Here is a 13,216-nt window from a genome sequence, read left to right as displayed (position 1 = left end):
ACGGAAAGCGATTAATCCTACCGAAAAAAAGAAAGCGGAAACCATTTCCAAGACAAGTGCTATATAAAGCACCACGCTACCCCCATAAGAAAAGAGCCGCTCACTGTTAAGCGAGCGGCATTAAGCATACGTGCTGGCTTTTTTGTCTTCATACACCATGCAAACGCTAAAAAACGCCATCAAAACAGCATAAAACACTAAAGCAAAGACTTAACTACCGCCAATAATAGCAGGAACCACTGATATTATTATTCAATTTGCTCGTTTGCCTCTTCCACAATATCAATAAATTCGTTATGGTTCGCTAACTTAAGCCGTAATTAGTTATTGAGAGTAGTATGCGTCCCATTATCAAATCCAATAAGCTTGACTCTGTTTGCTACGACATTCGTGGACCAGTGCATAAAGAAGCCCGCCGTTTAGAAGACGAAGGTCACCGTATTTTAAAATTAAACATCGGTAACCCGGCCCCGTTTGGATTTGAAGCCCCAGAAGAAATTGTACGCGACGTGATTTTAAACCTGCCCAGTGCGCAGGGTTATTGCGAATCAAAGGGCCTATTCTCGGCACGTAAAGCCATTGTGCAACATTACCAGGCACAAGGTATTTTTGGTGTTGATATTGAAGATATCTATATCGGTAACGGGGTATCTGAACTCATTGTGATGGCCATGCAAGGTCTACTGAACACCGACGATGAAGTGCTAATCCCCTCGCCTGACTACCCATTGTGGACTGCTGCAGCTAACTTAGCAGGCGGAAAAGCGGTGCATTATCGCTGTGATGAAGAAGCCGATTGGTTTCCTGATTTAGACGATATAAAAAGTAAGATCAGCAGCCGCACTCGAGCCATCGTGTTAATTAACCCGAACAATCCAACCGGCGCAGTGTATAGCGAAGAGTTATTGTTACAGGTTATCGAGTTATGTCGTCAGCACGACTTAATCTTATTTGCCGATGAAATTTACGATAAAATTTTATATGACGAAGCAAAACACATTCCTGCAGCGGGTTTATCTGATGATATTTTAACGATCACTTTTAATGGCTTATCAAAAGCGTATCGTGCTGCGGGTTTCCGTGTTGGCTGGATGATGCTATCGGGCAATTTAAAAGCAGCCAAAAGCTATATTGAAGGCCTAGAAATGTTGGCATCAATGCGCTTGTGTGCCAACGTGCCTAATCAGCATGCAATTCAAACTGCACTTGGCGGTTATCAATCCATTAATGAGTTAATCTTACCTAATGGCCGCTTAACCGTTCAGCGCGACGCGGTTTATGAGCTATTAAACCAAATCCCAGGCGTGAGCTGTAAAAAACCTAAGGGCGCTTTGTATGCCTTCCCCAAATTGGACATGAAAAAGTTTAATTTACGTGACGATGAACGCCTAGTGCTCGACTTATTGAAGTCCAAAAAAATATTACTGGTACAAGGCACTGCCTTTAATTGGCCCGAGCCAGACCATTTGCGCGTAGTATTTTTGCCTCACAAAGAAGACCTCACCAAAGCCTTAGTTGAGTTTGGTGACTTTCTTGATGATTACCAACAATAATCATTAAGCCTCAAACATAAGCGACTGAACAGTCGCTTTTTTTTATCCTAAAGCTCAGGTAAGCTGACAATATACAGATTATTGTTGATTGAGCGCAGTAAGGAGTCTCATGAGTCATCTATTTGCCCACTTAGCCCGAATGAAGCTAATTCAACGCTGGCCATTAATGTACAACGTTCGCCGCGAAAACGTTCAGGAACATTCATTACAAGTCGCCATGGTCGCGCACGCCTTAGTGATTATCAGTAATAAAAAATTCGGCACCCAGTTAGACCCAAACCAAGCGGCTACTATTGCTATTTATCACGACGCTAGCGAAATCTTAACTGGCGACTTACCGACTCCAGTTAAGTACTTTAATAAAGAAATCGAAGCAGAATATAAAAAAATTGAAGCCATTGCTGAACAGCGTATGCTTGAAATGGTACCCGATGAATTTAAAGACGATTACCGCAGTTTGTTTATTAGCCAAGAGGCCGATCCACAGTACAAGGCCATTGTAAAAGCTGCTGATACACTATGTGCCTATTTAAAATGCTTAGAAGAACACAAAGCCGGTAACAGTGAATTTAACAGTGCTCGTAAGCGTTTAGAGCACATGCTTGATGATAACCCTAACCCAGCTGTACGCTATTTTATAGACTGTTTTATCCCAAGCTTTACCCTAAATTTAGACGAAATTAATCAAATGCTGTAAGGAAACTTATGTCCGAAACCACAACACAGCAAGACAATATTTGGCATCACCGCCTATTAGGTGAAGATAAGCAACGTCGTAATGATCACCGCAGTCCATTTCAGCGCGACCGCGCGCGCATATTGCATTCTGCTGCGTTTAGACGCTTACAAGCTAAAACCCAAGTGTTGGGTGTCGGCATGAACGACTTTTATCGCACTCGGTTAACCCACTCGTTAGAAGTGTCGCAAATTGGTACCGGTATTACCGCACAATTACGTCGTAAATATCCAGAGTTTAAGCCGTTACTTAACTCCATGAGTTTGATTGAATCGATTTGTTTAGCCCACGATATTGGCCATCCGCCTTTTGGCCACGGTGGCGAAGTAGCGCTCAATTATATGATGCGTCATCACGGTGGATTTGAAGGCAATGGCCAAACCTTCAGAATTTTATCGCGCTTAGAGCCTTACACACCATCCTGGGGAATGAACCTCACACGGCGCACCTTGCTTGGGATCATGAAATACCCAGCCATGCATTCGCAATTGTTTATCAATCTCAATAGACCTGACATTGCTAATCATAGGCAATTAAAGCCATCGGACTGGCCGCCAGTAAAAGGGTTGTTTGATGATGACCTGCCAATTATTGATTGGGTATTATCGGCATTGAGCGACAATGATAGGCAATTGTTTATTAGCAGTGAGCAAAGCAGTGTCAACACCCAATACCCTCACCTCAAAACGCGGTTTAAGTCGTTAGATTGCTCGATTATGGAATTGGCTGACGACATCGCCTATGCCGTGCATGACCTAGAAGATGCCATCGTGATGGGCATTGTCAATCAACGCCAATGGCAACATGATGTGGTCGACCAACTGCACAGTATTGAAGATCAATGGCTCAAATCAGAAATCGCCAACATTGGTGAAAAGCTGTTTTCCCACGAGCATCATCTACGTAAAGACGCCATTGGCACCCTGGTCAATGGTTTTGTCACCGCCATTAGCATCAAGACCAATGACGACTTTGAAGCCGAGCTACTCAAATACAATGCAGAGTTGCAGGCCGATTTTGCCTTGACCCTTCATGTACTCAAACAGCTGGTGTTTAAATACGTCATTCGTAAGCCTGAAATTCAAATGCTCGAATACAAGGGGCAACAAATTATCATGGAGTTATTTGAAGCTTTTGCATCGGATCCTGAACGTTTATTGCCGCTCAATACTCGAGAGCGTTGGTTAATCGCCACCGCTGAGCAAACTAACCCTATGCGTGTTATTGCCGATTATATTTCAGGGATGACAGATGAGTTTGCAGGTAGGTTACACCAACAGTTATTTGGTTCAAAAACCGCAGGCATTTTAGATTTAAACAACGAGCACTAATGTCACTGGCTAAAAAGAAAAAAAGCGCTTGGTTATTTATAACTAAAAACCAAGCGCTACTGGGTTAAATAAAGGGGAACTAACCCAAACGACACTGACACTTCACTTTTACATACAACAACTGTTTACATACAACTGGTTACATACAACTCTTTATATCACCGCCAACATCACTAATTATGCGGGTTGCATAAACGCGTTAATTTGCTCAAGCGTTAACACCGGTGTTGCACCAGCAGATTGCGCAACCATCGCACCCACAGCGCAAGCAAAATCGATAGCATATTGCGGGTTATTGTCACTGCACAATTGATACAATAACGAGCCTAAAAACGAGTCACCGGCTCCCACAGTATCAACCACATTGACCAAGTAGCCTGAGTTGTAAAACTTCTGCCCATTAACACTTAACAACGCACCATGACTGCCTTTAGTTACACACAAATACTGGGTTTGTGTTTGCGCAGCAATGTAATCTAAGTTTTGCTCTAATGAATTAAACGGCGAGCCCATTGCTTTAGCAATTTCGTACAGCTCATCATCATTTAATTTAATAAAATCAGCTTGATTCATTAGCTTAACAATACTGTCGATATCATAATGTGGCGCACGTAAATTAACATCAAACACGGTGAAATTGGCACGGTTAACTAACTCCGTTAACGTCGCTAATGACACCGGGCTACGACCAATTAGACTGCCAAATACCAATACATCAGCTTGCTTAACCTGGCTTATAATGGTGTCAGTTAATGCCACATTGTCCCAGGCGGTATCAGCCACGATGTCATATGACGCAGAACCATTTTTGTCTAGCGTCACCTGAACCGTACTGGTGCTTTTTAGCGGGTTAATCGCAATACAATCACGATTAACCCCACGCTCATCGATAAATGCCAGTAATTCATGGCCTAATTGATCATCGCCTACGGCACTGATCATTGAGCCCTTAATGCCTAACGCATTCAGCCTGACACACACATTCAATGGTGCCCCGCCCACTCGCTTACCGTCTGGGAAACAATCCCATAAGACTTCACCAAAACAGCTGATATTGATGTCAGCTTTGGCTTTATGATTAATTAATACGCTGCTCATTATCATTAACTCTTTGCTTGTAAACGGGCTTGCATTATCGCTTTAATATCGCTGTTTGGTGCATACAAATCAGCAATAGCTTTAAGATACTCTTTGCAGAATGTGGCTTGATTATTTAAATCACCAAATAAATCGGTTAGCTGTAAAAATGCCAGAGGATCTTGCTCTGTTTTACTCGCAAATTGATGCAACTGCGCGGCCATTTGATCGTTAATTTCTAATGCTTCACCTTGTTGATTAACCTGTTTATCGCTGTATAAGCACCAGGTTGCAATCACTAAACACGCTAAAGACGTATCACGATTTAACGCAATGTTTTCGTTAATTGATGCAATGATAAACTTAGGTAATTTTGCAGAGCTTTCTAAACAAATACGCGCCAAACTGTCTTTAATGTTTGGGTTAGCAAAACGCTCAATTAAGGTGTCTTTATACTGGTTTAAGTCAATCCCGGGTAATTGTTCAATCAGTGGTGTCACTTCATCGTCCATAAACTTGCGTAAATAGGTGGCAAATAATGGATCAGAAACCGCCTCATCAATCGTGGCAAAGCCATGAATTGAACCCAACAAACCTAAAACAGAGTGACCGGCATTGAGTAAACGGATTTTCATTTTCTCAAATGGGGTAACATCAGCAACAAACTGCGCGCCAGCATTATCAAACGCTGGGCGACTATCACTAAAGTTGTCCTCAATGACCCACTGAGTAAAAGCTTCACAGGTGATTGGCCATTCATCATTAATGTGTAAGGTTTTGGCCACATATTCAATATCGGCTTTGGTCGTAACAGGCGTAATACGGTCAACCATTGCATTAGGGAACGCAACATTTGCTTCTATCCATTGACCCAGCTCAGCATCAATTTTACTGACAAATGCTAATAACATTTTGCGGATCATATCGCCGTTATGTTGAACGTTGTCGCAAGACTGAACGGTAAAGGGTTTCATGCCCAATGCTTTGCGCTGCTTCAACGCAGCAGTGATATAGCCAAATGCCGTAATTGGATCATGAAAATTCGCCATATCATGGATAATTTCAGGGTTAGTATAATCAAACTCACCCGTTGCAGGGTTAAAGTTATAGCCACCTTCAGTAATGGTTAACGAGACAATTTTTGTATCTGCATTAACAAGTTTATCAATGACTTGTTGTTTGTTTTCAGGCGCAAATAAAAAATCAATCATCGAGCCAATCACTTGATGATCTATCTGACCATTAGGATGACGAACAGTAAGGCTATACAAGTAATCCTGTTTAACCAGCACATCACGTAAACCACGATTGGCTTCTAATAAACCCACACCACAAATGGCCCACGACTCTGAGCCTGGTGTTTTGAGTAATTCATTAACATACATAGCCTGATGAGCACGGTGAAAACCACCCACACCAATATGCACAATACCTGCAGTAAGTTTACTGCGATCGTATTTCGGCACATCAACATCAGCAGGTAAAGTAGAAAGAGATTGTTGGTTTAGCGTATTCAATGATGCGCTGTTAAGTTGAACGTTCTGCATGAGCATGTGCCTCATAAAAAATAAACGACGTCGTGTTAAATCAGTAAATAACACACTAAACTTAAGACGATTAATAAAAAGTATTAATACGCCTTAAGTCGTTACAGTAATGAATAAATAATAACATTAGACATTCAGTTTTTTATGGCGTTTTAATGCCACGTATGAACAACTGAAATAAATGATAGTGCAAGCAAAACATACGCTTTCGAATAATGTTTTGTTGTCTGCATAAACATCCATATCTGGACTAAAGAACATGACATTAACCGCCAACGTTGTAATGGTTATTAATGATACAAATGCAAAACCATTTAATAATTTAGTGACTTTACTGCTGTCATCAATCGTCTCTTTATCATTTATCGCCATAGCTTCTTGATACTCAGCAATTTGTTGCTGCTCATTTTCATCAGCGATGATCGCATCGGTATAATCTCGATCTGCACCGTATTTTTTAGCCAACAAGGTATAAGTCACAATGGTGAAGAACCAGGTTGGGATAAATAAGTAATAAAACGAAATAACATCTAAGCTATTTAATCCAAAACCAAAGACTAAAGCCAAAGCCCAAGTGGCAATTGCAGGTGTACTTTTAGATAAATTTTGATATTTAGCCCAATAACGCGTCAAGCCAATTTTAGGGAACAACACATGTTCAGCAAACACAATGCCGCCAACGGGTACAACAATTAGGCCTGCATAGGTTAATAGCGGCAACATTTGAGTAAATACAAATGGGAAACAGGCAATCACAACCGTAACCAGGCCAACGATGGCAGTAGTGCGTTCACGAGATTGATTGACAAAGATAGATTGCGCTGCAAGGCCTGCACGGTACAAGTTAGCGTTTGCCGTCGTCCAACCCGCAATGATAATAATCACAAAACCAGAAAACCCTAAAGCATGGTAAGCAACATCACCCGGATCGAGCTGTGTAATGGTGGTTTTTAATAATACTGCAGTACCTGCGCCCATGATGCCAGCTGAAATCCATGCAATGTAGTGACCAAAAAACATCCCAACGCCTGAAAATAAACCATAACTTTTACGTTTAGCAAAACGGAAAATAGCCATGTCGATTAAACCAAAATGGGTAATCGAGTTAGCAGCCCAGGCAAAGCCTATCACTTCAAGTAAGCCAATGCCTTTTTCGCCTTCATCATTAACCCCAGTCCATATTGAACTGTCACCAATAGTCATAAAATCTTGCCAACCACCTAAGGTTGTCGTACCTATTACATGGTTTGATAACGCAGGAAATAGACTGAATGAGCCCGCAATAAAGATAACAAACAACCAAGGAGCACAAATTTTAGAAAAATCAGCAACCGTTGAAAAACCATACATAGCGACCACGACCACAATAGAGCCGACAGCCAATACAATCATCACAAACCATAAACTGCTTGGGTACCAATTTAATTGGGCGGGAATATCAAACAAGAAACGAACCGCGGTGGATGACACAGTGATCATCGCGGCGGATATCACCGAGAAAATAACCACGTTAGCCCAGTTATAGAGCTTGGTCATTGAATCGCCGGCAATTTTATTTAAATAGTTATAGAGACTTAAACGTGTTTCTACTGCAATAGGCGCAGTTAATAGCCACCAAGAACACATGGCTAATAGGTTACCAATTAGTAACCCTAAAAGAATATCAACCGTAGATGCGCCTAAGGCAACAAAAGTGGCACCAATAACAAATTCGGTTGCGGCCACATGCTCACCGGCATACAAACCCGCAAAATGTTTCCAACCGTGGAGCTTATTTTTGGCAACTGGAAGCTGCTCTTCATTCATTTTGTCAAATGAATGGGAGTGTTGACTTGTTGTCATTATTTTTATGTTCCTGTTTTTTCTCAGGTAAATTAATCCCTCACCCAAATACGATGATAAAATTAAACAACTTACCTTTTTGACTATTTACTATTTCGTTTTATTAGAAATAATAACCCCATTTTTTCTCTTGTACTCATGTTGGTTGTACAACACAAATTATTTAATTTTTTGTAATATTTTTTCCGCAGTATATTCATTGGTGATTAATGAATTAATTAACCCACCTTTTAATGCCGCATAAATGGCATTCACTTTATTTTGTCCCGCGGCAATTCCGTATACCGGTTTACTAGCATTAATTTGTAACGGTGCACTCATCACTAATTCATTGATTGCGTTTTTAATTAATTGCCCTTGCTGGTCATACACCCAACTGATAATTTCACCTGCAGCGTTATCGTTGACTAATTCATTCGCTTTTGCCTGGTCAATAAAGCCATCAATCATTAATGGTGAGTTATCTCCCATTTGGCCAATACCCACAAACGTCGCATCGGCTTGCTGGGCTAACGCTAAAATACTTTTTACGGGCGTTATCCCATGTAATAGCTGTTTTTCAGCAACCGAATGGGCAATCACCGGCAACGGCATCGGGTAATGTTTAGCCTGTACCCTGTTAGCCATACTCACCACAATATCAAATGCAGAAGCAGACCCATCTGACATCATATTGCCGAGCAACGACACAATTTTATGTTGTGGACATTGCATTGACGGTAACTCATCAATACAGGCTTTCAGTGCCCGGCCAGTCCCAAACGCTAAGGTTTTAGGTGTGTCTGATTTTAAGTAACGCTCTAACACTGCAGCACTGGTTTGCGCTAAGCCATGGGTTGAGCTTTGGTCAGCAGGATCGCTTGGTACAATTTCGCATTCCAGTAAATTAAAGCGCTGCTTTAATTGCTCAGCTAACTCCATGCATCGACTAATTGGATGGTCGAGGCGCACTTTAATCAACCCTTCACTGACAGCCAGTGCCACTAGTCGTTGTGCTGATTGTCTTGATACTTCTAACTTTTGCGCAATTTCGTCTTGGGTGTTTTTAGCTACGTAATATAACCATGCCGCTCTTGCTGCATCTTCTAAGCGTGCTAATTCTGAATTAGACTTATTGTCCATTTTATATATATCCTATTCAGTCTTAACGCATCAATGCGGGCATAATTGCCGAAAAATCATCCCAGTGTTTCAACTCTGGTACTTGCGAAAATACCTGCAACACCGTTTGATTATCTGGGCTCATATGACCGCCACCCACATAATGTATTACCGGCATATTAGCTGCAACAGCGGCTGTTACACCAAAAAAGCTGTCTTCAATGACCAGGCAATGCTCTGGTTTAACGCCCATGCGCTCTGCTGCATGTAAAAATAAATCAGGTGCAGGTTTACCCCGCTTAACTTCACTTGCTGTAAACACACAACCACTAAACACATCGGTTAACCCAACCACAGACAACGCTTTGGTGGTTCTGGGTAAACTGCTACTTGTCGCAATACAAAAAGGGACATTCAACTGAGCCAATACCTTATTAAAGCCGGCCGTTAGGGTGAGTTGATGTTCAAAAACAGCTAACAGTTGCTCGCGATACTCTAATTCAAATTGTGGCGGTAACGTGAGTGACAATAAATCTTCAATTTTTTGAGCCACAGTGGCAAATTTGCAACCTAAAAAATGTTGCTGCACAAATGCCATATCAATCTCAGCGCCTAACAATGCCAATTTATCGATAAGCACATTAGCACTGATCACCTCACTGTCGATCACAACACCATCACAATCAAAAATCACCAGTTGTGTGTGGTTGCTCATAGATCCGCCTTAATGAATAGAGTAAAAACAATGCCCTATAGTACATTGGCTCAGTGATAATTCGGTAACTTTACTGTCGATCAGTCTGGTATGTGCAATCGTTGTACAAAATAATAACGAACGACCATACATTAACACCTTTAATTAAGCTTTTGCCCTAACCGTGAGCATATGCCCTCTTGTTGAGCATATTCCCTTTTCTTCATATTGATGTCAATCACATTTCTTCAATTAAATAAGCAAAACAAGGTTTAGCCATTGCTTATATTGAGTAGGCAGTAATAAAATATTATTTAAATTCAATTGTGTAATATTTCAATTTTGTTAAAACACTCACAATAAACTGCTAGCAACTGATTAAAAATCACTCTATCTTAAATAGAGAACAATGATAAAACCTGCTTAATATCGCGTAAATTGGCTCTCATGGTCACAGGAAAATGCACCATTGTTGCACATCACAAATTGCCGTTTTAACGCTAAAGGCTGCATAGATAAACGCTTAATTTAAACCGCTAAACGATTAATAACAGGCTTAACATGTTGTAATAAAATTACACTTATCGACAATTTGTGGCCATTATCACAACAAAACAACACAAATAGCTGTAATTTTATTAACAAAGAATATTTTGCAAAAACGATTTGTTGAATATTTTTAGAGGAAATCATTATGACTGTAACCAATACTCAAGAGCTTGACCTACTGGTAGAGCGCGTTGCCAAGGCACAAGCTGAATTTGCTAACTTTAGCCAAGAGCAAGTAGACAAAATTTTTAGAGCCGCAGCTTTTGCCGCGGCTGATGCCCGTATATCTCTCGCTAAAATGGCGGCCACAGAAACCGGAATGGGTGTGCTTGAAGATAAAGTGATTAAAAACCACTTTGCGTCTGAATACATCTATAACAAGTATAAAGATGAAAAAACCTGTGGCATTTTGTCTGAGGACTTAACTTTTGGCACCATTACGATTGCAGAACCTGTCGGGATTATTTGCGGTATTGTGCCCACAACAAACCCAACCTCAACCGCTATTTTTAAAGCCCTTATCAGTTTAAAAACCCGTAACGGCATTATTTTCTCTCCGCACCCAAGAGCTAAAAACTCAACCACAACCGCTGCAAGAATTGTATTAGATGCCGCAGTAGCGGCAGGTGCGCCAAAAGACATTATTGGCTGGATAGATCAACCCAGCGTGGCGTTATCGAATCAATTAATGACTCACGAAAAAATCAACCTCATTTTAGCCACTGGTGGCCCTGGTATGGTGAAAGCCGCCTACTCTTCTGGCAAACCCGCCATTGGTGTTGGCGCAGGTAACACGCCAATAGTTATTGATGAAACAGCAGACATTAAACGCGCTGTGAGTTCAATTCTAATGTCTAAAACCTTCGACAATGGTGTGGTGTGTGCCTCTGAGCAAGCTGTTATCGTAGTTGAAAGTATATATAAGCAAGTCAAAGAGCGCTTTGCTCACTACGGCGGCTATATGTTGTCTAAAGCAGAAACTGCAGCAATGCAAAACGTCATTCTTAAAAATGGCGGACTTAACGCCGACATCGTTGGCCAGAGCGCAGTCAATATCGCCCTTATGGCTGGCATTACCGTACCAAGCCACACCAAAGTATTGATTGGTGAAGTCACAGACATTGATGATGCTGAAGCATTTGCCCATGAAAAATTATCACCGCTTTTGGGTATGTACAAAGCTAAAGATTTTAATGAAGCCATGGATAAAGCTGAAGCATTAGTTACCTTAGGCGGTATTGGCCATACCTCTGGTTTATATACCGATCAAGATACCCAAGAAGCACGCGTGAAAGCCTTTGGTTTTAGAATGAAAACCGCGCGTATTTTAATCAACACCCCAGCCTCTCAAGGCGGCATTGGTGACTTATATAACTTCAAGTTAGCACCATCGTTAACCTTAGGTTGTGGTTCATGGGGCGGTAACTCAATTTCTGAAAACGTTGGCCCAAGTCACTTAATCAACAAAAAAATGGTCGCCAAGAGGGCTGAAAACATGTTGTGGCACAAGCTTCCATCGTCTATCTATTTCCGCCGTGGCAGTTTACCGATTGCCCTTGAAGAGTTAAGCGACAAAAAACGTGCATTAATTATTACTGATAAGTTTCTGTTTAATAATGGCTATTGCAACGAAACCTTGAAGATTTTAAAAGCACAAGGGTTAGAAACAGAAGTCTTTTACGAGGTAGAAGCCGACCCAACATTAGCCATTGTTCGTCAAGGCGCTAAAGTCGCTAACAGCTTCCAGCCCGATGTGATTATCGCATTAGGTGGTGGCTCACCTATGGATGCGGCGAAAATTATCTGGGTTATGTACGAACATCCAGATGTCGATTTTGCAGACTTAGCCTTACGCTTTATGGACATCCGTAAACGTATTTACAAATTTCCTAAAATGGGCCGTAAAGCCAAAATGGTTGCCATTCCAACCACATCAGGTACAGGTTCAGAAGTGACACCTTTTGCGGTGGTAACCGATGAAGTGACCGGTAAAAAGTACCCAATTGCTGATTATGAGCTCACACCAAGTATGGCCATTGTAGACCCAAATCTTGTGATGGACATGCCTAAGTCATTAACCGCGTTTGGCGGTATTGATGCAGTAACTCACGCATTAGAAGCGTATGTCAGTGTCATGGCAAACGAATACAGTGACGGTCAGGCATTACAAGCACTCGATTTGCTGGTGAAATACTTGCCAGATGCCTACGAGCTTGGTGCTAAAGCCCCTGTCGCCCGTGAGAAAGTCCATAATGGTGCCACCATTGCAGGTATTGCATTTGCCAACGCGTTCTTGGGGGTCTGTCACTCAATGGCGCACAAATTAGGTGCTGAGTTCCACTTAGCCCATGGTTTAGCCAATGCCCTGCTCATCTCTAACGTTATTCGTTTTAACGCGACAGACATGCCAACCAAACAAGCGGCATTCAGTCAATACGATCGTCCTAAAGCATTGTGTCGTTATGCTGCGATTAGCGAACACTTAAAATTAGGTGGTAAAACAGACGAGCAAAAAGTTGAAAAGCTAATTGAGAAAATCGAAGAGCTTAAGAAAGTCATTGGGATCCCAGCCTCTATTCAAGAAGCCGGTGTTAATGAAGCAGACTTTATCGCCAAGTTAGACGAGTTAGCAGAAGATGCGTTTGACGATCAATGTACTGGTGCAAACCCTCGTTACCCACTCATTAGCGAGATTAAACAAGTGCTACTAGACAGCTTCTATGGCCGTGCTTATAAAGACTAATTTTCTGGCTAAATATTAATACACAACGCCTTAAGTACCACCG

General features: G+C 41.5%; 9 protein-coding genes. 4 read left to right on the top strand and 5 right to left on the bottom strand.

From position 1 onward, the window contains the following. The first annotated feature begins 338 nt into the window (after window positions 1-338). The 3 genes from IEY48_RS12925 to IEY48_RS12915 all read left to right on the top strand — a co-directional run bounded on the left by IEY48_RS12925 (window position 339) and on the right by IEY48_RS12915 (window position 3,620). The gene (locus IEY48_RS12925; RefSeq protein WP_188920935.1) at window positions 339-1,553 is read left to right on the top strand and encodes a pyridoxal phosphate-dependent aminotransferase; all 1,215 of its coding nucleotides are present in this window, start codon (window positions 339-341) and stop codon (window positions 1,551-1,553) included. 109 nt (window positions 1,554-1,662) lie between these two features. Next, window positions 1,663-2,250, top strand: a complete 588-nt coding sequence (gene yfbR, locus IEY48_RS12920) for a 5'-deoxynucleotidase (protein ID WP_188920933.1) — start codon at window positions 1,663-1,665, stop codon at window positions 2,248-2,250. Window positions 2,251-2,258: 8 nt separating this feature from the next. After that, the gene (locus IEY48_RS12915) at window positions 2,259-3,620 is read left to right on the top strand and encodes an anti-phage deoxyguanosine triphosphatase (RefSeq protein WP_188920931.1); all 1,362 of its coding nucleotides are present in this window, start codon (window positions 2,259-2,261) and stop codon (window positions 3,618-3,620) included. A 177-nt stretch (window positions 3,621-3,797) separates the two neighbouring features. Here IEY48_RS12915 and IEY48_RS12910 read toward each other — a convergent pair whose 3' ends face one another. The 5 genes from IEY48_RS12910 to IEY48_RS12890 all read right to left on the bottom strand — a co-directional run bounded on the left by IEY48_RS12910 (window position 3,798) and on the right by IEY48_RS12890 (window position 9,902). After that, a complete protein-coding gene (locus IEY48_RS12910; RefSeq protein WP_188920929.1) occupies window positions 3,798-4,718 on the bottom strand; it encodes a carbohydrate kinase family protein in 921 nt (306 codons plus the stop codon). A gap of 5 nt (window positions 4,719-4,723) precedes the next feature. Next, window positions 4,724-6,244 (bottom strand): mannitol dehydrogenase family protein, encoded by a 1,521-nt coding sequence (locus tag IEY48_RS12905; RefSeq protein WP_188920927.1) that lies wholly within the window; start codon window positions 6,242-6,244, stop codon window positions 4,724-4,726. A gap of 126 nt (window positions 6,245-6,370) precedes the next feature. Beyond that, window positions 6,371-8,086 carry a purine-cytosine permease family protein gene (locus tag IEY48_RS12900; RefSeq protein ID WP_188920924.1) on the bottom strand — a complete coding sequence of 572 codons (1,716 nt, stop codon included), beginning with the start codon at window positions 8,084-8,086 and terminating at the stop codon, window positions 6,371-6,373. Between the two features lie 159 nt (window positions 8,087-8,245). Next, entirely contained in the window at window positions 8,246-9,208 is a 963-nt protein-coding gene (locus IEY48_RS12895) for a sugar-binding transcriptional regulator (protein WP_188920922.1), read from the bottom strand. A gap of 22 nt (window positions 9,209-9,230) precedes the next feature. Continuing rightward, window positions 9,231-9,902 (bottom strand): HAD family hydrolase, encoded by a 672-nt coding sequence (locus IEY48_RS12890; protein WP_188920920.1) that lies wholly within the window; start codon window positions 9,900-9,902, stop codon window positions 9,231-9,233. A gap of 673 nt (window positions 9,903-10,575) precedes the next feature. Between IEY48_RS12890 and adhE the strand changes: the two genes are divergently transcribed. Next, on the top strand, window positions 10,576-13,173 hold the full coding sequence (gene adhE, locus IEY48_RS12885) for a bifunctional acetaldehyde-CoA/alcohol dehydrogenase (RefSeq protein ID WP_188920918.1): 2,598 nt from the start codon (window positions 10,576-10,578) through the stop codon (window positions 13,171-13,173). The last annotated feature ends 43 nt before the right edge of the window (window positions 13,174-13,216 follow it).

The sequence above is a fragment of the Shewanella saliphila genome, from assembly GCF_014648295.1.
GTDB classification, from domain to species: Bacteria; Pseudomonadota; Gammaproteobacteria; order Enterobacterales; family Shewanellaceae; genus Shewanella; species Shewanella saliphila.
This window is presented reverse-complemented; position numbering and strand designations above follow the sequence as displayed.